This window comes from Pseudomonas sp. AC193 (genome assembly GCF_979258075.1).
This window is the reverse complement of the sequence record NZ_OZ409832.1, coordinates 5,728,468-5,749,470: the sequence shown is the minus strand read 5'-3', so window position 1 is coordinate 5,749,470 and position 21,003 is coordinate 5,728,468. Positions and strand designations below refer to the sequence as shown.

Annotated in this window: 18 protein-coding genes; 5 read left to right on the top strand and 13 right to left on the bottom strand. The window is 60.1% G+C overall.

All coding sequences use genetic code 11. The features are described 5' to 3' along the window. Nucleotides 1-8 precede the first annotated feature (8 nt). The 7 genes from ssuB to ACZZ0D_RS25765 all read right to left on the bottom strand — a co-directional run bounded on the left by ssuB (nt 9) and on the right by ACZZ0D_RS25765 (nt 7,078). Entirely contained in the window at nt 9-815 is an 807-nt protein-coding gene (ssuB, locus tag ACZZ0D_RS25795; RefSeq protein WP_212545121.1) for an aliphatic sulfonates ABC transporter ATP-binding protein, read from the bottom strand. Next, on the bottom strand, nt 812-1,594 hold the full coding sequence (gene ssuC, locus ACZZ0D_RS25790; RefSeq protein WP_003229260.1) for an aliphatic sulfonate ABC transporter permease SsuC: 783 nt from the start codon (nt 1,592-1,594) through the stop codon (nt 812-814). Before ssuC ends, ssuB begins: the two co-directional genes overlap by 4 nt. A gap of 8 nt (nt 1,595-1,602) precedes the next feature. Then, nucleotides 1,603-2,751 carry an FMNH2-dependent alkanesulfonate monooxygenase gene (gene ssuD, locus ACZZ0D_RS25785; protein WP_008085337.1) on the bottom strand — a complete coding sequence of 383 codons (1,149 nt, stop codon included), beginning with the start codon at nt 2,749-2,751 and terminating at the stop codon, nt 1,603-1,605. Between the two features lie 25 nt (nt 2,752-2,776). After that, the gene (locus ACZZ0D_RS25780) at nt 2,777-3,742 is read right to left on the bottom strand and encodes a sulfonate ABC transporter substrate-binding protein (protein WP_463554606.1); all 966 of its coding nucleotides are present in this window, start codon (nt 3,740-3,742) and stop codon (nt 2,777-2,779) included. 91 nt (nt 3,743-3,833) lie between these two features. Continuing rightward, a complete protein-coding gene (gene ssuE / locus ACZZ0D_RS25775) occupies nt 3,834-4,427 on the bottom strand; it encodes an NADPH-dependent FMN reductase (RefSeq protein WP_008085340.1) in 594 nt (197 codons plus the stop codon). Nucleotides 4,428-4,760: 333 nt separating this feature from the next. Continuing rightward, nucleotides 4,761-5,399, bottom strand: a complete 639-nt coding sequence (locus ACZZ0D_RS25770; RefSeq protein ID WP_053124849.1) for a peroxiredoxin — start codon at nt 5,397-5,399, stop codon at nt 4,761-4,763. Nucleotides 5,400-5,695: 296 nt separating this feature from the next. Beyond that, a complete protein-coding gene (locus ACZZ0D_RS25765) occupies nt 5,696-7,078 on the bottom strand; it encodes an OprD family porin (protein WP_463554605.1) in 1,383 nt (460 codons plus the stop codon). 368 nt (nt 7,079-7,446) lie between these two features. Between ACZZ0D_RS25765 and tauA the strand changes: the two genes are divergently transcribed. Continuing rightward, entirely contained in the window at nt 7,447-8,433 is a 987-nt protein-coding gene (gene tauA, locus ACZZ0D_RS25760) for a taurine ABC transporter substrate-binding protein (protein WP_463554604.1), read from the top strand. Between the two features lie 146 nt (nt 8,434-8,579). Here the strand turns inward: tauA and argA are convergent, their stop codons facing one another. Together argA and argE are read right to left on the bottom strand one after the other, a co-directional pair. Next, nucleotides 8,580-9,878, bottom strand: coding sequence for an amino-acid N-acetyltransferase (argA, locus tag ACZZ0D_RS25755; protein WP_053124855.1), 1,299 nt, complete (start codon nt 9,876-9,878; stop codon nt 8,580-8,582). Nucleotides 9,879-10,116: 238 nt separating this feature from the next. After that, nucleotides 10,117-11,262 (bottom strand): acetylornithine deacetylase, encoded by a 1,146-nt coding sequence (gene argE, locus ACZZ0D_RS25750; protein WP_282356564.1) that lies wholly within the window; start codon nt 11,260-11,262, stop codon nt 10,117-10,119. Nucleotides 11,263-11,417: 155 nt separating this feature from the next. On the opposite strand from argE, the gene ACZZ0D_RS25745 reads away from it, so the two are divergent. Beyond that, on the top strand, nt 11,418-12,788 hold the full coding sequence (locus ACZZ0D_RS25745) for a CYTH domain-containing protein (protein WP_463554603.1): 1,371 nt from the start codon (nt 11,418-11,420) through the stop codon (nt 12,786-12,788). Nucleotides 12,789-12,877: 89 nt separating this feature from the next. Here the strand turns inward: ACZZ0D_RS25745 and ACZZ0D_RS25740 are convergent, their stop codons facing one another. After that, nucleotides 12,878-13,342 carry an Lrp/AsnC family transcriptional regulator gene (locus ACZZ0D_RS25740; RefSeq protein ID WP_016983809.1) on the bottom strand — a complete coding sequence of 155 codons (465 nt, stop codon included), beginning with the start codon at nt 13,340-13,342 and terminating at the stop codon, nt 12,878-12,880. 126 nt (nt 13,343-13,468) lie between these two features. Between ACZZ0D_RS25740 and ACZZ0D_RS25735 the strand changes: the two genes are divergently transcribed. The 3 genes from ACZZ0D_RS25735 to ACZZ0D_RS25725 all read left to right on the top strand — a co-directional run bounded on the left by ACZZ0D_RS25735 (nt 13,469) and on the right by ACZZ0D_RS25725 (nt 16,070). After that, nucleotides 13,469-13,807, top strand: coding sequence for a hypothetical protein (locus ACZZ0D_RS25735; RefSeq protein ID WP_212550180.1), 339 nt, complete (start codon nt 13,469-13,471; stop codon nt 13,805-13,807). A gap of 92 nt (nt 13,808-13,899) precedes the next feature. Then, a complete protein-coding gene (tfpB, locus tag ACZZ0D_RS25730) occupies nt 13,900-15,684 on the top strand; it encodes a type IV pilus assembly ATPase TfpB (protein ID WP_463554602.1) in 1,785 nt (594 codons plus the stop codon). Nucleotides 15,685-15,749: 65 nt separating this feature from the next. Then, nucleotides 15,750-16,070 (top strand): DUF2388 domain-containing protein, encoded by a 321-nt coding sequence (locus ACZZ0D_RS25725; RefSeq protein WP_171057234.1) that lies wholly within the window; start codon nt 15,750-15,752, stop codon nt 16,068-16,070. Between the two features lie 176 nt (nt 16,071-16,246). Here the strand turns inward: ACZZ0D_RS25725 and gcvP are convergent, their stop codons facing one another. The 3 genes from gcvP to gcvT all read right to left on the bottom strand — a co-directional run bounded on the left by gcvP (nt 16,247) and on the right by gcvT (nt 20,889). Then, nucleotides 16,247-19,120, bottom strand: coding sequence for an aminomethyl-transferring glycine dehydrogenase (gene gcvP, locus ACZZ0D_RS25720; protein ID WP_463554601.1), 2,874 nt, complete (start codon nt 19,118-19,120; stop codon nt 16,247-16,249). A 254-nt stretch (nt 19,121-19,374) separates the two neighbouring features. Then, a complete protein-coding gene (gcvH, locus tag ACZZ0D_RS25715; protein ID WP_053124868.1) occupies nt 19,375-19,758 on the bottom strand; it encodes a glycine cleavage system protein GcvH in 384 nt (127 codons plus the stop codon). Nucleotides 19,759-19,806: 48 nt separating this feature from the next. Further along, on the bottom strand, nt 19,807-20,889 hold the full coding sequence (gene gcvT / locus ACZZ0D_RS25710; protein WP_053124871.1) for a glycine cleavage system aminomethyltransferase GcvT: 1,083 nt from the start codon (nt 20,887-20,889) through the stop codon (nt 19,807-19,809). Nucleotides 20,890-21,003: the final 114 nt, after the last annotated feature.

The following is a 21,003-nucleotide window of genomic DNA, read 5'->3' as shown; positions in this document are numbered from 1 at the left end:
AACTTGAGTTATTGCGCCCAACGCAATTGCGTAGGCAGTGGTGAAACAGGTTCCGGCGCCGGCGGTTCGCCGGGCAGGGACAAAACTCGGTTGAGCACTTCGGTTTCCAGCGCGGCCAGTCGGTGCGAACCGCGTACCCGTGGGCGCGGCAGTTCGACGTGCAGGTCAAGGCCGACTTCGCCGTCCTCGATCAGAATCACCCGGTCGGCAATCGCCACCGCTTCGCTGACGTCGTGGGTCACCAGCAGCACCGTGAAGCCGTGTTGCTGCCAGAGACGTTCGATCAGTTGCTGCATTTCAATGCGGGTCAGCGCGTCCAGTGCGCCGAGCGGTTCGTCGAGCAACAGCAGGCGCGGCTGATGGATCAGCGCCCGGGCCAGTGCGACGCGCTGCTTCTGCCCACCGGACAAAGCCGCCGGCCACTCATTGGCACGATCCGCCAGACCGACTGCTTCCAGTGCATCCAATGCCTGCGGACGCCAGTTGCCTTTAAGCCCGAGACCAACGTTGTCGATGATCTTTTTCCACGGCAGCAGACGCGCTTCCTGGAACATCAATCGGGTGTCTTCCCGCGCATCGCTGAGCGGCGCAGAACCGGCGAGCAAGTCGCCGCCAGTCGGTTGATCGAGGCCGGCGAGCAAGCGCAGCAAAGTACTTTTGCCGCAGCCACTGCGCCCGACCACAGCGACGAATTGCCCCGCCGGAATGTGCAGATCGATGTCACGCAACACCTGCCGCGAACCGAAGGTTTTCTGCAGGTTGCGCACTGCCAGCGGAATCCCGCGCAGCAGGCGTGGAGGTTGTTGAGCGGTCATGCTGCACCTCCTTTGGCAACCTGATAGGCCGGGTGCCAGCGCAACCACACACGCTCAAGTCCACGGGCGGCGAGGTCGGCGAGTTTGCCGAGCACCGCGTAAAGCAGGATCGCCAGCACCACCACGTCGGTCTGCAAAAACTCCCGGGCATTCATTGCCAGGTAGCCGATGCCGGAGCTGGCGGAAATGGTTTCGGCGACGATCAGCGTCAGCCACATAAAGCCCAGCGCGAAGCGCACACCGACCAGAATCGAAGGCAGCGCACCCGGCAGAATCACCTGCCAGAACAGGCTGAAACCGCTCAAGCCATAACTGCGCGCCATCTCCACCAGCGCCGGATCGACGTTACGGATGCCGTGATAGGTGTTGAGGTAGATCGGGAACAACGTGCCCAGCGCCACCAGAAAAATCTTCGCCGACTCGTCGATGCCGAACCACAAGATCACCAGCGGAATCAGCGCCAGGTGCGGCACGTTACGGATCATCTGTACCGAGCTGTCGAGCAGGCGTTCGCCCCATTTCGACAGGCCGGTAATGAAGCCCAAGACCAGACCGATGCTGCCGCCGATGGTGAAACCGAGGGCCGCGCGCCAGCCGCTGATCGCCAGGTGCGTCCAGATTTCGCCGCTGCGCACCAGGCTCACGCCGGCTTCGATTACGGCCACTGGTGCCGGCAGAATCCGTGTCGACAACCAACCGGCCGACACCGACAACTGCCACACCGCCAGCAACAACACCGGCAACGCCCAGGGCGCGAGGCTGTGGATGATTTTCTTCATGGCGCGCCTCAGCTCTGCGACGCGGCTTTGGGAAGAATGTCGTTGGCGACCATCTCGCCGAACGGACTGACGTAACCGGCGCTTTTCGGCAGTTCCGGACGCTCGATATCGAGGTGCGGGAACAACAGTTCAGCAACGCGATACGACTCTTCGAGGTGTGGATAACCGGAGAAGATAAAGGTGTCGATGCCCAAATCCGCGTACTCCTTCACGCGAGCGGCCACAGTCGGGCCATCGCCGACCAGCGCCGTACCGGCACCGCCGCGCACCAGACCGACGCCGGCCCACAGGTTCGGGCTGACTTCGAGGTTGTCGCGGCTGCCACCGTGCAGTGCGGCCATGCGCTGCTGGCCGACCGAATCGAACCGCGCCAGCGACGCTTGAGCGCGAGCGATGGTGTCGTCGTCCAGGTGCGAAATCAAACGATCCGCCGCTTGCCACGCTTCTGCGTTGGTTTCACGGACGATCACGTGCAGACGAATGCCGAAGCGTACGGTGCGGCCGAGTTTGGCGGCTTTGGCGCGGACTTGGGCAATCTTTTCGGCCACCGCTGCTGGCGGCTCGCCCCAGGTCAGCACCATTTCCACTTGTTCGGCGGCCAGATCCTGCGCCGCTTCCGACGAGCCACCGAAGTACAGCGGCGGACGTGGTTGCTGGATCGGCGGATAAAGCAGTTTCGCGCCTTTCACGCTGATGTGCTCGCCGTCGTAATCAACGGTTTCGCCTTCCAGCACACGGCGCCAGATGCGGGTGAATTCCACCGAGGCTTGATAGCGTTCTTCGTGGCTGAGGAACAGACCGTCGCCAGCCAATTCTTCTGGGTCACCGCCGGTTACCAGGTTGAACAGCGCACGGCCGCCGGACAGACGATCCAGCGTGGCTGCCTGCCGCGCCGCGACCGTCGGGGAAATGATCCCGGGGCGCAGCGCAACAAGAAACTTCAGGCGCTGGGTCACCGGGATCAGCGATGCCGCCACCAGCCACGAGTCTTCGCAGGAGCGGCCGGTCGGAATCAGCACGCCGCCGAAACCCAGACGATCCGCCGCTTGCGCGACCTGTTGCAGATAACCGTGGTCGACGGCGCGAGCGCCTTCGGCGGTGCCAAGGTAATGGCCGTCACCGTGGGTAGGCAGGAACCAGAAGATATTGAGGCTCATGGAGTGGTCTCCTTGGGGATTCGAATTACAGCGCTTTGGCCACAGCGGCCGGTGGTGTCCAGATCACATCCTTGATGCTCAGCGGCTTCGGAATCAGCTTGAGCTGGTAGAACGTGTCAGCGATTTTTTGCTGCGCGGCGACCACTTCCGGGGTCAGGAACAGCGCGCCGTAGCCCTGGCGTTTCACCGAGGTCAGGGTGATGTCCGCCGGCAGGCCGAGCAGTGGCGCGACTTGCTGGGTCACGTCTTCAGGGTTGGCTTTCGACCACTCGCCGACGGCGCGCACTTCCTCAACGAGGGCTTTGATCACCTCAGGATTTTTCTGTGCGTAAGGCTTGGTGGCGAGATAAAACTGGTGGTTGTCGACGATGCCTTTGCCGTCGCGCAGGGTGTGCGCTTGCAGTTGTTTTTCGGCGGCAGCCTGGTACGGATCCCAGATGACCCAGGCATCGACGCTGCCACGTTCGAACGCGGCGCGCGCATCGGCTGGCGGCAGGAATACGGTTTGAATGTCGGTGTATTTGAGGCCGGCGTCTTCCAGCGCACGCACCAGCAGGTAGTGGACGTTGGAGCCTTTGTTCAGGGCGACTTTCTTGCCTTTGAGATCGGCCACCGATTTGATCGGCGAGTCTTTCGGCACGAGGATCGCTTCGCTGTTTGGCGCTGGCGGTTCGTAGGCGACGTAGAGCAAATCGGCGCCGGCAGCCTGAGCAAAAACTGGCGGGGTTTCGCCGGTCACGCCGAAGTCGATCGAGCCGACGTTCAGGCCTTCCAGCAATTGTGGGCCACCGGGGAATTCAGTCCATTGCACGTCGACGCCTTGGGCGGCCAGACGTTTTTCCAAAGTGCCTTTGGCTTTGAGCAGCACCAGCGTGCCGTACTTCTGGTAACCGATCCGCAATGTCTCGGCTTGAGCTTGAGTGATGGCGCCGAAGGTGACAGCCGCAGCAAACAGAGCGACCAGACCACGACGCAAAAATACAGTGCGCATAGCGCTCTCCTTTTTTGCTGTTGGGTTTTGGCTGCACCTGCTTGGCCGTTAGCGGCTGAGTAAGGTGAAGTACATCAAATGCGGGTGTGGCTTAAATGCTCCAGCGAGCACTCAACAAACGTTCGTTCAACAGGCCCGGTTCCAGCGGCTTCGGCCGGCGGGCCATGGCGCCGACAAACTGATCGAGCGCTTCATGCAGACGCTGCTCCAGCGCCGGGGCCAGTTGCGCGGCGGCACTGCCTTCGCCGTAAGCGATCTGGCTGTCCTCGGCGAAAATCCCCTGAAGCATTTCCTGGGCTTTCAGCGCCGACAGCACAGGCTTGAGCGCGTAATCGACCACCAACATGTGGGCGATGCTGCCGCCGGTGGCCATCGGCAAAACAATCTTGTGATTCAGGGCACGCTCTGGGAGCAGATCCAGCAGCGTCTTCAACGCGCCAGAGAAAGACGCTTTGTAAACCGGTGTGGCGATCAACAGGCCGTCGGCGTTTTCAATCTGTTGCAGCAGGTCGAGCACCTTCGGGCTGTCGAAGCGGGCATGGAGCAAATCTTCGGCCGGGAAATCCCGAATCTGATAACTCACCACTTCCACGCCTTGCTGCTGCAACCAACGTTGCGAGCGCTCCAGCAGCACCCCGGAACGGGAGCGCAGGCTGGGACTGCCACCGAGTGAGACAACCAGCATTGAGACGATTCCTTAAGCGTTACAGGCGATTCGCGGGTTGCGATCTCGCTTCGATGGGAGTGACCTTACCAGCTGATTTATATATCCATAAATCATATTTATTCATTTGGTTATGCGTTTTGGAGATATGCGGATTGCTTTGTTTCGGGCGAAAAAAAAGGCCGTCGAAACGGCCTGAAATCCCCTGCATCTTGGTTCTGAAAGCTGAATTCCGGGTTGCCTGCGCTGACGCCTTCGCGAGCAAGCCCGCTCCCACATTTTGGAATACGTTCCCCCTGTGGGAGCGGGCTTGCTCGCGAAAGCGTCGGCGGCTACAACAAATATCTCACTGGTTCACTTGTTCGGCTGTGGCGTCAGGCGCAGATACGGCTTAACAGCCCGATAGCCCTTCGGAAAGCGCTGCTTGATCTCTTCCTCGTCCTTCAACGAAGGCACGATCACCACCTCATCACCGTCCTGCCAGTTGGCCGGCGTGGCCACTTTGTAGTTGTCGGTGAGTTGCAGCGAATCGATCACCCGCAGAATCTCGTGGAAGTTGCGCCCGGTGCTCGCCGGGTAGGTGATGGTCAGGCGAATCTTTTTGTTCGGATCGATCACGAACAGCGAACGCACGGTCAACGTGTCGTTGGCGTTCGGGTGGATCAGGTCATACAAATCCGAGACCTTGCGATCGGCATCGGCCAGGATCGGAAAGTTGACGACGGTGTTCTGGGTTTCGTTGATGTCTTCGATCCACTTGTGGTGCGAGTCCACCGGGTCGACCGACAGCGCGATGGCTTTGACGCCACGCTTGCTGAATTCATCTTTGAGTTTGGCGGTGAAACCCAGCTCGGTGGTGCACACCGGGGTGAAGTCCGCCGGGTGGGAGAACAGCACGCCCCAGCTATTGCCCAGCCACTCGTGAAAACGAATCTTGCCGGCGCTGGAATCCTGTTCGAAGTCGGGGGCGATGTCGCCGAGTCTGAGGCTCATGGTACTGCTCCTGATGAGTTGTTGGAGACCTCAACTGTAGCTCGGGATTTGCCATGATGAAAAAGAATAAATAATCAGATATCTAGATCATAAGTGAATATTAAACATCTGTTCACTGGACGCTGAACGGCATCCCGACGAACATCGGTCGCAAGGTTCGAGAAGGCCTTGAGTTGCAGTAAAGAGGGAAATTCGGGGAGGGCTTACGGGGGTGGGCCTGACTCGAAAACGCAAAAGCCCCGTCCGGCGCGATGCCGGACGGGGCTTTTTTTACATCAACGAATCGAGACGCGCTATTACAGCAGCGGGATCGAGTAGCTGACGATCAGGCGGTTTTCATCCTGGTCACGCTGACCTGGGATGTCGTTGCGCCAGGTAGCGTTTTTCCACATCAGGCCCAGATTCTTCAATGGGCCTTCCGGCACGACGTAACCGACGGTCAAGTCGCGCTCCCACTCGGAACGGCCAGTGGCGTTGACGCTGACTTGGTTGTAGCCAACTTTGCCAGTGGTGTCGATGTCATCGCCACGAAGGTAAACCAGACCAGCCGTCAGGCCTGGTACGCCAACTTTGGCAAAGTCATACGAGTAGCGAGCCTGCCACGTGCGCTCGCCAGCGCGGCCGAACTTCTGGATTTGCATGTCGGTGATGGTGTAGTTCGACGAACCGTCACCTTGGTTCAGCCACGGGAAGTCGCTGTTGCCGTTGGAAACCTGATAACCACCACCGAAGGTATGACCTGCAACGGTGTACAGGAAAAGGCCGCTGTACAGGTTGTTGTCGACCTTACCTTTGGTGATGCCAGTACCGAAGTCACCGGTGGTGTAGTAGGCAGAGTCATTGCCATTTGCGCCATCGTCACGGCTGTTGAAGTAACGGAAGTCAGACTTCAACACACCCGGACCGATTGCCCAGTTGTGCACCAGACCCAGGAAGTGCTGCTTGTAGTAATCCTGCAGGTTGCCGTAGTAGTACTGAGCAGTCAGGTCTTTGGTGATCTTGTAGTCACCACCACCGTAGATGAACTTGTTGCTGTCACGACCGGCAGCGGTGTGAGCGTTAGAGCCAGCAATCGACAACTCTTCATTGTTGCTGGAGTTACGGCCCTTGGCGTGTTCGATCTGACCACCAACCAACGTGAGGTCTTTGATGTCGTTCGAAGTGATCTGGCCACCTTGGAAAGTTTGCGGCAGCAGACGACCATCGTTGGTTACGATGACCGGCAGTTTTGGCTGCAGGGTGCCCAATTTCAACTCGGTCTGGGAGATCTTGGCTTTGGCAGTCAAACCCAGGCTGGAGAAGTTATCAACAGCTTCACCGTTGGACTTGCTTGGGAACACGGTGCCGCCGTAAGAGGTCGCCGTAGCGCCGTTGGTACCGCCGCCCGAATCCAGACGCACGCCCAACAGGCCGATGGCATCGATACCGAAACCTACAGTGCCTTGGGTATAGCCGGAGATGAAGCGCAGATCGAAGCCTTGGCCCCACTCTTCGTTCTTGCTCTGCACGCCTGCGCGCTTGTTGGCAGGAGCATTGGCGTCGCTGTCACGGTTATCAGTGTTGATGTAGAAGTTACGCAGCCCCAGTGTGGCCTTGCTGTCTTCGATGAAACCGGCGGCGCCTGCCTGCTGCGCCATAACCCCTACGGCCACAGCCAGGGCCAAGGTGGACTTGTTCATGTATAGCTCCTCTCGTTTCTAATTTTTGTGTTCCTGGCCCGGGGTCTGATGCCCTGGATCCTAAGATGCGCGATTAGCGCCAGACCGTGACTGACAAGTCAATCGTAACCTTGTGTGTCTTCGACCAAGGTCTAATCGCAGTTATTTGAGTCCGTGCACAGTACTGACTTCCTGTTAACCCCAAAAAGAATTATTTCATTCTTTTTAATACCATTCGGGAATATGGCCCAGTAATGGCCACCTGCAACGGGATACAGGATATCGGCTACTAAGCTCATTCCTAAATGGTATTTGTTAGCCTTTTTTTAGATCGATTAGCTTTGGCGTATTCAAATCACGTCAAACCCTATCCAAAAGGCGACGCCATCATGGCCAAACGGGCACTATCGAGTCAATTTGTTACAGTTTGTGTATCGGCGATATTTTCTTTTTCCGCACAGGCGGCCGACCTCACCGTCGGTTACCAAACCGGTATCGATCCGAGCAAAGTCCCGCAGGCTGACGGTGTCTACGAGAAAACCATCGGCGAGAAGATCGACTGGCGTCGTTTCAACAGCGGCCCGGAAGTTGTGACAGCCATTGCTTCGGGCGACGTGCAGATCGGCAACCTCGGTTCCAGCCCGTTGGCGGCGGCGGCCTCGCGTAATCTGCCGATCGTGGCGTTCATTGTTTCGGCGCAGATCAACGCCGCCGAAGCACTGGTGGTGCGCAATGGCAGCGGCATCAATTCCCCGCAGGATCTGGTCGGCAAGACCATCGCCACACCGTTCGTTTCCACCTCGCATTACAGCCTGCTCGGTGCCCTGAAGCATTGGGGTCTGGACGCTTCGAAAGTCAAAGTGGTGAACCTGCAACCGGCAGAAATCGCCGCGGCGTGGAAGCGTGGCGATATTGATGGCGCGTTTGTCTGGTCGCCGGCGCTGGGTGAAATCCGCAAGACCGGCAAGACCTTGACCGATGCTGCGCAAGTTGGCCAGTGGGGCGCGCCGACCTTTGAAGTGTGGGTCGCACGCAAGGACTTTGCCGAGAAGCACCCGGACGTCGTGGCCAAATTCGCCAAGGTCACGCTGGACTCGTTTGCTGATTACGCGGCGCACAAAGACAGCTGGACGGCTGACTCGGTGCCTGTGCAAAAAATCGCCAAACTGACCGGTGCCAATGCCGCCGACGTGCCTGAATTGCTCGCCGGTTCCGCATTCCCGGATGCCAAGGCACAACAAACCACGGCGCTGCTGGACGGCGGCACGGCGAAGGCGATTGGCGAGACGGCGAAGTTTTTGAAGGAACAGGGCAAAGTTGAGACGGTGCTGCCGGATTATTCGCCGTACGTGAGCGCGAAGTTCATCACCGAGTAATTGATCGTTCCCACGCCGATCGCTGATCGTTCCCACGCTCCGCGTGGGAATTCAGCCCGGGACGCTCCGCGTCCCATCGAAAGCCGAACGCGGAGCGTCCGTTGAGGCATTCCCACGCAGAGCGTGGGAACGATCGATGAACCGGGTCAGAGGGTTTTTTCAAAGATCTTCGAGTTGCGCTGGTAGTTGTACAGCGACGCCCGTGCCGCTGGCAGGCGCTCGACGCTGCTTGGCTCGAAGCCGCGTTCGCGGAACCAGTGCGCGGTGCGCGTGGTAAGTACGAACAAAGTTTTCAAGCCCTGCGCCCGCGCACGTGTCTCGATGCGCTCCAGCAACTCATCGCCGCGACGACCGTGGCGATATTCCGGGTTCACTGCCAGGCACGCCAGTTCACCGGCGTCCGATTCGGCAATCTGATACAGCGCCGCACAGGCGATGATCATGCCTTCGCGTTCGACCACGCTGAACTGCTCGATCTCGCGTTCCAGCACTTCGCGCGAACGGCGCACCAGAATCCCCTGCTCTTCCAGCGGACTGATCAAGTCGAGCAAACCGCCGACGTCTTCAATCGCCGCTTCGCGTACCAACTCGAATTGCTCTTGCGCGACCAGCGTACCGCCACCGTCACGGGTAAACAGCTCGGTCAGCAGCGCACCGTCTTCGACGTAACTGACGATATGGCTACGCGCGACACCGCCACGGCACGCTTCGGCAGCGGCATCAAGCAGTTCCGCCTGATAGTTGCTGCCCAGACGCTGCAAATGTGCCGGCACTTGTTGTGGGCGCAGTTCGCGCACCAGTTTGCCGTTTTCGTCGATCAGGCCGAGGTCAGCGCCGAACAGCAGCAGCTTATCTGCACCCAGATCAATGGCGGCGCGGGTAGCGACGTCTTCGCAGGCGAGGTTGAAGATTTCACCGGTCGGCGAGTAGCCCAGCGGCGACAGCAGCACGATCGAACGCTCATCGAGCAGGCGATTGATGCCCTTGCGGTCGACCCGGCGCACTTCGCCGGTGTGGTGATAGTCGACGCCCTCAAGCACGCCAATCGGCCGCGCGGTCACAAGGTTGCCGCTGGCCACGCGCAGACGCGAGCCCTGCATCGGCGACGAGGCCATGTCCATCGACAACCGCGCTTCAATGGCAATGCGCAACTGACCGACCGCGTCGATCACACACTCCAGCGTCGCGGCATCGGTGATGCGCATGCCGTGATGGTAATGCGGGGTCAGGCCGCGCGCGGCGAGGCGGGTTTCAATCTGCGGGCGCGAACCGTGCACCAGCACCAGTCGCACGCCAAGGCTGTGCAGCAAGACCAGGTCGTGGACGATGTTGCCGAAGTTCGGATGCTCCACGCCGTCGCCGGGCAGCATGACGACGAAAGTGCAATCGCGGTGGGCATTGATGTAAGGGGACGCGTGACGAAGCCAATTAACGTATTCGGGCATGAACCTGGGCCTGTAATAAATAGCAGCCGGAAAAAGGGCGAAACGGAAAACGCACAGCGGGCTGATGGTTATCGTCGGAACAGGCTTGGCGACACGCGCGCTCTCCTCATGAATACGGGTTCAATTCCCACAAATTTAACGACCTCCCCCTGTAGGAGCTGCCGCAGGCTGCGATCTTTTGCTCTTGAAACCAACATCAAAAGATCGCAGCCTTCGGCAGCTCCTACAAGGGAGGCGTTCAATTCTTCAGGCAGTAATGTTCAATCAGTTGCCGTAATAGATGCACGGTAGGCTGCAAACGTGACATTTCAAGGTACTCGCCGGGCTGATGCGCGCAGGCGATGTCGCCGGGGCCGAGCACGATGGTTTCGCAGCCGAGGCGCTGAAGATAAGGCGCTTCGGTGCCGAACGCTACTGCTTCGGCGCTATGACCGGTGAGCTTTTCGGCGATGCGCACCAGTTCGGCGTCTGCATCCTGCTCGAACGGCGGCACTTCCGGGAACAACGGTTTGTAATCGATCTTCACCTGATGCCGCTCGGCCACCGGGTTGAGCTTGCGCAGAATCTCCGCGCGCAGCACCTTCGGATCCATGCCCGGCAGCGGCCGCAGGTCGAACTCCAGCGAACACTGGCCGCAAATCCGGTTGGGATTATCGCCGCCATGGATGCAGCCGAAGTTCATCGTCGGCTGCGGCACGCTGAACTGCGGGTTGTTGAATTCACGCTGCCACAACAGGCGCAGACCGCGCAGTTCGCCGATCGCATCGTGCATCGCCTCAAGAGCGCTGTGGCCCAGGCGCGGATCCGACGAATGGCCGCTCTGCCCGAGAATGTCGATGCGCTCCATCATGATGCCTTTGTGCATGCGGATCGGCTTGAGCCCGGTCGGCTCGCCGATCACCGCTGCACGCCCCAGCGGACGCCCGGCCTCGGCCAGCGCGCGGGCGCCGGACATCGAGCTTTCTTCATCGCAGGTGGCGAGGATCAGCAGCGGTTGTTTGAACGGCTGATCGAGCAGCGGCAACACCGCTTCGATGATCAGCGCGAAAAAGCCCTTCATGTCGCAACTACCGAGGCCGACCCAACGGCCATCGACTTCGGTGAGTTTCAGCGGATCGGTCTGCCACAACGCATCGTCGTACGGCACCGTGTCGCTGTGCCCGGCCAGCACCAGCCCGCCGGGGCCGCTGCCGAAACTGGCGAGCAGGTTGAATTTGCCGGGGCTGACTTGCTGGATATCGCAGCTGAAACCCAGATCACCCAGCCAGCCGGCGAGCAAATCGATCACCGCGCGGTTGGACTGATCAAGGTTCGGTTGGGTACAGCTGACCGACGGCGCGGCAATCAGCGCAGCGAACTGGTCTTGCATGGACGGCAAAGGCATCGCTGACTCCAACTCCCGATTTGAAGTCCATCATAGAACCATCCGGCGTCAGGAATAAACCGCCGCAGGGCGTAGGACGAATCAGTCCTGTACACTGCACGGCCTTGGCAGCCACATATTCCCCGGCTGCGCTCCCGATCCTGGATTTTCCGGCCATGCAGAAAGAAACCGAAATCAAACTCCGCGTCAGCCGCGAAACCCTCGCCGCCCTGCGCGAGCACCCGTTACTGAAAAAACGCAACAAAAGTGGCTGGGAACGCCGTGAGTTGATGAACCAGTACTTCGACACCCCCGAGCGCGATCTGGCTCAGGCCAAAGTTGCCCTGCGCCTGCGCAAGGACGGTGACGAAGTGATTCAGACCCTCAAGACCCGTGGCCAGAGCGTCGCCGGCCTGTCCGAGCGTAATGAATACGACTGGAAGTTGCCGAAAGCCAAACTCGACGTGAAGAAACTCGACGGCGAATGCTGGCCCGAGTCGCTGGCCGAGCTGGACAAGAAAACCCTCAAGCCGATCTTCACCACCGATTTCGTCCGCGAACGCGCCGAAATTGCCTGGGGCCGTGGCAAGAGCAAAGTGGTTATCGAAGCCGCGCTGGATCTCGGTCACGTTGTAGTCGGCAAGCAGAAAGAAGAAATCTGCGAACTGGAACTGGAACTGCGCGAAGGCGAGCCTGCCGCGCTGCTGGAACTGGCCGCTGAACTGGCCGCTACCCTCGCGCTGATGCCGTGCGATATCAGCAAGGCTGAGCGCGGTTATCGTCTGTACGACGCCAACAGCTACTCGCTGAGCCTGCCGGCGCCAGAGCTGACCCCGGAAACCCAGCTCGACGACGCTTTTGCCGCGCTGAGCTGGCACTTGCTCGGCAGCAGCCAGCGTCTGGCTGAGCAATATCGTTTCAACGGCCACTGGCGCCTGCTGCTCGACTGGGTCGAGAACCTCGCGGAAATGCGCGCCCTGCTCAGCAGCCTCGGCCAGGCCGCACCGCGTCAGTCGACCCACGACTTGCGCGCTGCCCTGGATGCGTTGCTGGAAGACTGGCGTCCGCTGGTGCAAGCCGGTATCGAAGACGAAGACGTGCGCAAAGCCGCGCCGGAGCAGTTCCTCGAAGAACTCGAAGACCCGCGTTGGGGCCTGTTCTCGCTGAACACTTCGCGCTGGTTGCTGGCTCGCACCTGGACCGCCGAGCGTAACGTGCGTGGTAATCGTCAGGGCGGCGCGCAGTTGCACAGTTGGTTGCCGCGCACCTTGGGTGAAGAAGCGACCGCCCTGCAATTGCAGCGTTATCAGCAGCAGCCGGAAGATCTGGCTGAGCAACTGCCGCGTATCGAGCGTATTCAGGTCTGGCTGCACCACGCACGCAACGTGCTGGAGATCCCGGAAATGGATCGCCTATACGGCGAACTGAACAAACTGGCACAACTGGCTAACGAGCCGACGATCACTGACGAACTGCTCGATGCGCGCAAGCAGCAGGCGATTACGGTTTACCAGAATCGTGCGTGGAAAATGCTGCTGCGCATGTAATACCGTTTTCGCGAGCAGGCTCGCTCCCACAGGGGATTGCATTCCAATGTGGGAGCGAGCCTGCTCGCGAAGAGGCCAGCCGCCTTACCTCAAACCGGGAGGCTGGTGGTGGACTTGATCTCCGACAGCGCCACAATCGAATTCACTTCCTGAATCCCCGGCACCAGCGACAGTTTCTCGAAGAAGAACCGCTCATACGCCTCAATGTCCGCCGCGACGATCCGCAACAAAAAATCCACCGCGCCCATCAGCACATAACACTCCAGTACCTCCGGAAAGCCGCGAATCGCTTCGGTGAATTCGGTGAAGTTCGAACGCCCGTGCGCGTTGAGTTTGATCTCGGCGAAGATCTGCGTATTCAGGCCAATCTTCTTGCGATCAAGCAAGGTCACCTGGCCACGAATGATGCCCTCCTCCTTCATCCGCTGAATCCGCCGCCAGCACGGCGATTGCGAGAGGCCGACCTGCTCGGCGATCTGCGCGCTGGACAGTGAAGCGTCCTCTTGCAGCAGGGCGAGAATCTTGCGGTCATAGCTGTCCAGCTCACTGTGCATAGAAAAACCTCTAATCAACTGCCTTGCGAATTGATCCATTCGATCAATCGCCAATAACGCCGATCATAGCCAAGAAATACCCCGCACCGCATGTAAAAATTCCTCCAGAGAATTTGGAGACTCGTCATGCCGCACCTCGAAGCCGTCACCACCACGCCCACCCGCGCCGACGTCTGGAACGTCAGCAATGCCCATTGCCTGGCGCAATATCAAATCCTCGCCGAAGCCGAGCCGGATTTGCTGGTGCGGGTGCTGAATCTGTTCGCCCTGCAATTCCTCACGCCCGAACAGGTCAACGTGCAGCGCATGGACGATCTGATGTCGATCGACATTGTCATGGGCGGCCTCAGTTGGCATCGCGCGCAAGTGATCGCGGAAAAACTTCGTAACCTGATCAGCGTCTGCTCGGTGGATCTGCAAAACGCCGACAACGCTTGGGATGCGCCTGCACAAGCGGCCGGCTGACAAATCCGGCAACGGCTTCGTCGGGTAGTGGCCCAACGGTCTGCCCGGCCACGACTATCCTTTTGCGCACTGTCGTTTAAAAGGAAGCCCGCATGTCCGTTCAATTCGCCACTCAGGACCGCTGGCTGGAACTCAATGATGTGCTGCGTGAACTGGTCGCCCAAGGCTTTATTTGCCAGGACGCGGCGGAGCAGGCGCTGAATGCGCGCCGCCGGCACGCCGCAAATGGCCAGATGCACCCGCTGGAATTCATCGCCAGCCAGCAACTCGACGACCTCAGCCGTCCGGGCAAACACCTCGACCTGGAAAGCCTGACTTTGTGGCTGGCGCAACAGGCCGGCCAAGCGTATTTGCGCATCGATCCGCTGAAGATCAACGTCGCCGCGATCACGCCGTTGATGTCTTACGCCTTCGCGCAACGGCACAAGATTCTCGCCGTAGCGGTCGACCGTGATGCGGTGACTGTGGCCAGCGCCCAGCCTTACGTGACTGGTTGGGAAGCCGATCTGACTCACGTGCTGAAACTGCCGATCAAACGCGTGGTGGCCAACCCGGCGGACATCCAGCGCTTCAGCGTCGAGTTTTTCCGGCTGGCCAAATCTGTCAGCGGCGCCAGCAATGCCGATGCGCAGAGCGGCAACCTCGGCAACTTCGAACAACTGCTCAACCTCGGCGCCAGCGATCAGGAGCCGGACGCCAACGACGCGCACATCGTCAACATCGTCGACTGGTTGTTCCAGTACGCCTTTCAGCAGCGCGCCAGCGATATCCACATCGAACCCCGGCGCGAACAAGGCACGGTGCGGTTTCGCATCGACGGCGTGCTGCACAACGTCTATCAATTTCCGCCGCAGGTGACCATGGCGATCGTCAGTCGCCTGAAAAGCCTTGGGCGGATGAACGTCGCCGAAAAACGCAAACCGCAGGATGGCCGGGTCAAGACCAAGACCCCGGAGGGCGGCGAAGTTGAGTTACGCCTGTCGACGCTGCCCACCGCGTTCGGCGAGAAAATGGTCATGCGGATTTTCGATCCGGAAGTGCTGCTCAAGGATTTCGATCAACTGGGTTTCAGCGCCGACGATCTGCGGCGCTGGCAGGACATGACCCGTCAGCCCAACGGCATCATCCTGGTCACCGGGCCGACCGGTTCAGGCAAGACCACCACGCTGTACACCACGCTGAAAAAACTGGCGACGCCGGAAGTGAACCTCTGCACCATCGAAGACCCGATCGAAATGGTCGAGCCGGCGTTCAACCAGATGCAGGTGCAGCACAACATCGACCTGAGCTTCGCCGCCGGTGTGCGTGCGCTGATGCGGCAAGACCCGGACATCATCATGATCGGCGAGATCCGCGACCTGGAAACCGCCGAAATGGCGATTCAGGCAGCGCTGACCGGGCACTTGGTGCTGTCGACGTTGCACACCAACGACGCACCCAGCGCAATCAGTCGCCTGCTCGAACTCGGCGTGCCGCATTACCTGATCAAAGCCACCGTGCTCGGCGTTATGGCCCAGCGTCTGGTGCGCACCTTGTGCCCGCACTGCAAGGCGCCGCTGACGCTGGAGGAAGAAGACTGGCAAACCCTGACCCGCCCGTGGCAAGCGCCGCTGCCGGGCAATGCGCAACGGGCGATCGGTTGTGTGGAGTGCCGCGACACCGGTTATCACGGCCGCGCCGGGGTTTACGAAATCATGCAACTGAGCGACAGCCTGAAGGCGTTCATCACGCCGGACACCGATCTGGCGGCGATTCGACGTCAGGCGTTCAAGGAAGGCATGCGCAGTTTGCGTCTGTCCGGCGCGCAGAAAGTCGCGGCGGGGCTGACCACGATTGAGGAAGTGTTGCGGGTCACGCCGCAGAGTGAGCTCAAGTAGGCCGTCAGGGAACTGGATCGGGGGTTGGCAATCCAACGCCCTAGTTAACCCCCAGGAGTCACCTCATCATGCGTCTCAAACTTGCTGTCGCCACCTTGGCCCTGCTGTCCCTTCCCGTTGGTTCGGCCATGGCGGACAGCTTTTGGCGTAACGTCATTTCGTCCGGTGCGACCACCGGTTCGACCTACCTGACCTTCAAGGATCACAAGCTGATCATCGCCGCCCAGGACGATGCCGGCAGCTTCGTCGCCAGCGACGGCGGCATTCGCGGGCCGTACCTGGAAGCCGCGATGCAGAAAGTACGCGCCGACAACCCGGGCCTGCAGGCGACGGACATGGAACTGGCGAATGCGATTCTGGCGAAAAACGCCGTGGCTTCCGAGTAACAAAAAATGCCGCTCAATCGAGCGGCATTTTTTTGCCCAAATTTCCGCCTCAACACCATCCCTTGTAGGAGTGAGCCTGCTCGCGATAGCGGTGAATCAGCCGCCAAAAATATTGGCTGACACTACGCTATCGCGAGCAGGCTCACTCCTACAGGGGATCTGTGTGTTCTGCGAGTTCAGCGGTAATCGTCCACCGGCACGCACGCGCAATACAGGTTGCGATCGCCGTAAACATTGTCCACTCGATTCACCGCCGGCCAATACTTGTGCGCTTTGGTGTGCGCATCCGGGGTGATGCCTTGTTCGATGCTGTACGGCCGCTCCCAAATGCCGGTGACATCCGCCATGGTATGCGGCGCGCGTTTCAGCGGATTGTCTTCTGCCGGCCAGTTACCGTTTTGCACCTCGGTGATTTCCGCACGAATGCTCAGCATCGCGCCGATAAACCGATCCAGCTCAGCCTTCGACTCGCTCTCGGTCGGCTCGACCATCAACGTTCCCGGCACCGGGAATGACATGGTTGGCGCGTGGAAACCGTAATCCATTAATCGCTTGGCAACGTCCTCTTCACTGATCCCGGTCTGCGCCTTCAGCGGCCGTAAATCCAAAATACATTCATGCGCCACCCGCCCGTTACGCCCGGTGTACAACACCGGGAACGCGCCGGATAAATGCTGCGCCAGGTAATTCGCCGCGAGAATCGCCACCTCGCTGGCATCGGCCAATTGCGGGCCCATCATGGCGATGTACATCCAGCTGATCGGCAAAATACTCGCGCTGCCCCACGGCGCGGCACTGACCGCGCCGTTCTGCGCCAGCGGCCCGTCGATCGGCACCACCGGGTGATTGGCGACAAACGGCGCCAGATGCGCACGAATCCCGATCGGCCCCATGCCGGGCCCACCGCCGCCATGAGGAATGCAGAAGGTCTTGTGCAAATTCATGTGCGAGACGTCGGCACCAATGTCCGCCGGCCGCGCCAGCCCGACCTGCGCGTTGAGATTGGCGCCGTCCATGTACACCTGACCGCCATGTTGGTGGATCACTTCGCAGATTTCGCTGATGCCCTCCTCGTACACGCCATGGGTCGACGGATAAGTCGCCATCAAGCACGCCAACTTATCCCCAGCCTCAGCGGCTTTGGCTTTCAAATCTTCCAGATCCACGTTGCCCGCCGCATCGCACTCGACGATCACCACGCGCATCCCGGCCATCTGCGCCGACGCCGGGTTGGTGCCGTGGGCTGACGAAGGAATCAGACAAATATCCCGAGCGCCCTGTGGCCGGCTCTCGTGATATTTGCGAATCGCCAGCAGCCCGGCGTATTCGCCCTGCGCACCGGAGTTGGGCTGCATGCAGATCGCATCGAAACCGGTGATCGCGCAGAGCCAGCGCTCTAGCTCCTCGATCATCAGCGTGTAACCGACGGCTTGCTCGCGCGGCACGAACGGATGCAGGTTGGCGAATTGCGGCCAGGTGATCGGGATCATCTCGCTGGTGGCGTTGAGTTTCATGGTGCAGGAGCCCAGCGGGATCATCGACTGGTTGAGCGCCAGATCCTTGTTCTCCAGTTGTTTGAGGTAGCGCAGCATCTCGGTTTCGCTGTGGTGCGCGTTGAAGACCGGATGGCGCAGGTACGGCGTTGTGCGCTGAAGGTTTTCCGGGATGCCCGAGGTCAGCGCCTCGGCGTCGAGATCGTCGACGCTCAAGCCGTGATCAGCCCCGAGCAAGACATCGAACAGTTTCGCCACGGTCGTTTCATCGCAGGTCTCGTCAAGGCTCAGCCCGACGCGGCCACGGCCAAGAATCCTCAGATTGATCTGCGCAGTCTGAGCGCTTTGAATAATCGCGGTTTGTGCGCCACCAACGTCGAGCGTCAGCGTGTCGAAAAACTGCGCGTTCAGGCGTTTCAGCCCATGCCGTTCAAGGCCTGCCGCCAGAATGCAGGTCAACCGATGCACGCGCTGGGCGATGCGTTTCAGGCCTTCCGGGCCGTGATACACCGCGTAGAAACTGGCGATATTCGCCAACAGCACCTGCGCTGTGCAGATGTTCGAGTTGGCCTTCTCGCGGCGGATATGTTGCTCGCGGGTTTGCAGGGCCATGCGCAACGCGACGTTGCCCCGAGCGTCTTTCGACACACCGATGATCCGCCCCGGAATCGCTCGTTTGTACTCCTCACGACTGGCAAAAAACGCCGCGTGCGGGCCGCCGTAACCCATCGGTACGCCGAACCGTTGCGATGAACCAAACACCACATCCGCGCCCAACTCACCCGGCGGGGTCAGCAACAGCAAACTCAACAAATCCGTAGCGACGCACGCCAGCGCTTGCTGCGCGTGCAAGTGATCAATCAATGGACGCAGATCGCGCACTTCGCCGTGGGTGTCGGGGTATTGCAGCAGCGCACCGAAGACCTGGTGCTGCTTCAAGTTATCCACAGCGTCGATGATCAGCTCAAAGCCGAAGCCCTCGGCGCGGGTCTGCACCACGGAAATGGTCTGCGGATGACAGTTCTCATCGACGAAAAACAGATTGCTCTTCGACTTCGCCACACGCTTGGCCAAGGCCATGGCTTCTGCCGCCGCCGTGGCTTCATCGAGCAGCGAGGCGTTGGCCAATTCGAGGCCGGTGAGGTCGATGGTCAGTTGCTGGAAATTCAGCAGCGCTTCGAGCCGGCCTTGGGCGATCTCCGGTTGATACGGCGTGTACGCGGTGTACCAACCGGGATTTTCCAGCACGTTGCGCAAGATGACGGTCGGCGTCAGGGTGCCGTGGTAGCCCATGCCGATCAGGCTGCTCCAGACCTGATTCTGCTCGGCATAACCGCGCAGCTTGGCCAGTGCCGCTTGTTCATCCAGCGCCGGCGGCAGATCGAGTGCGCGATTGAAGCGAATGCCCGGCGGCACGGTCTGCTCGATCAGTTCGGCGCGACTGCCGAGGCCGAGGCTGTCGAGCATCGCTTGTTGCTCGGCGGCATCCGGGCCGAGGTGACGACGCAGAAAGGCATCGGGATCGCGTAACTGGCTCAAGGACGGCAACTGGGACATGACGGGCTCTCTCTTGGCTGGCGCTCGGCGTCAATGCAACACGGTCAAACCAGCATAGCAGTCCATGTCGCGCCCAATTTTCCAGGATCGACCGCATTTCCATTGTGGGAGCGGGCTTGCTCGCGAAAGCGGTGTGTCAGTCGACATGAATGTGTCTGATACACCGCTTTCGCGAGCAAGCCCGCTCCCACAGGGGGAAATCATCGCCCATGAAAAAGCCCCGACAAGTCGGGGCTTTGGGTATTGCTTAATGCTTACTCGCCGATAGCAGCCTTGTAAGCGCCGGCATCCAGCAGCTTGTCCAGCTCAGCCGCGTCGGTTGGCTTGATCTTGAAGATCCACGCGCCGTACGGGTCGGAGTTCAGCAGTTCAGGCGAACCACCCAGCTCTTCGTTGACGGCAATCACTTCACCGCCGATCGGCGCGTAGATGTCGGAAGCGGCTTTCACCGACTCAACCACACCGGCCTGATCTTGTGCAGCGAAGACTTTGCCGACTTCAGTCAGCTCGACGAACACCACATCACCCAGCGCTTCCTGCGCGTGATCGCTGATGCCCACGGTGACGGTGCCGTCGGCTTCCAGACGGGCCCATTCATGACTTTCGGCAAAACGCAGGTCGGCAGGGATATCGCTCATCTTCGGTGTCCTCGAGAAATTGTCAGCGGTCGTGCCCGCCGGAAAAGGTTAGATCAAAGTTTTGCCATGGCGGACGAAGGTCGGTTTGACCACACGTACCGGGTACCACTTGCCACGGATTTCCACTTCGGCGCGGTCGGCGGTTGCCATCGGAACACGCGCCAGGGCAATCGATTTGCTTAGCGTAGGGGAGAAACTACCACTGGTGATCTCTCCTTCGCCAACATCGGCGATACGAACCACTTGATGAGCGCGCAAAACGCCGCGTTCTTCCAGCACCAGACCGACCAGTTTGTGCGCCACGCCAGCGGCTTTTTCCGCCTCCAGGGCGGCGCGGCCGATGAACTGGCGCGAGGCCGGTTCCCAGGCGATGCTCCAGGCCATGTTCGAGGCCAGCGGCGAAACGTCCTGATCGATGTCCTGACCGTAGAGGTTCATCCCGGCTTCAACGCGCAAGGTGTCGCGAGCGCCGAGGCCGATCGGGGAAATGCCGGCGCCAACCAGATCGTTGAAGAAACCCGGAGCCTGATTGGCTGGCAGGACGATTTCCAGACCGTCTTCACCGGTGTAACCGGTGCGCGCGATGAACCAGTCGCCGTCGGTATAGCCTTCGAAGGGTTTGAGGTGCTGGATCAGCGTGGCGCGGGATTGGGTCACCAACTCGGCAATCTTGTGCCGGGCTTGCGGGCCTTGAATGGCCAGCATCGCCATCTCGGAACGCTCATGCAGTTGCACGTCGTAGCCGGAAAGTTGCGCGTTCATCCACGCCAGATCCTGATCGCGGGTGGACGCGTTGACCACCAGACGATAACCCTCGTCGAGGCGGTAGACGATCATGTCGTCGACGATGCCGCCACGCTCGTTGAGCATGGTGCTGTACAACGCACGGCCGGGGCGGTGCAGGCGTTCGACGTCATTGGCCAGCAAATGCTGAAGCCAGGCCTTGGCCTGGTTGCCGGTGACGTCGATCACGGTCATATGGGATACATCGAACACCCCGCAATCGCGGCGCACCTCGTGGTGCTCCTCGACCTGCGAGCCGTAATGCAGTGGCATGTCCCAACCGCCAAAATCGACCATCTTCGCGCCGAGGGCGAGATGCAGGTCATACAGAGGCGTACGCTGTCCCATGGGTTTCTCCTTCCGGGCGTGGCGAAGGTGCGGACAGCCGCTGCACGGGCGAAAGCCTTGAAATAGAAGGCTCTCAGCCGATTCCAGCGAACGGGTCTGTCAGACGAACCGCAC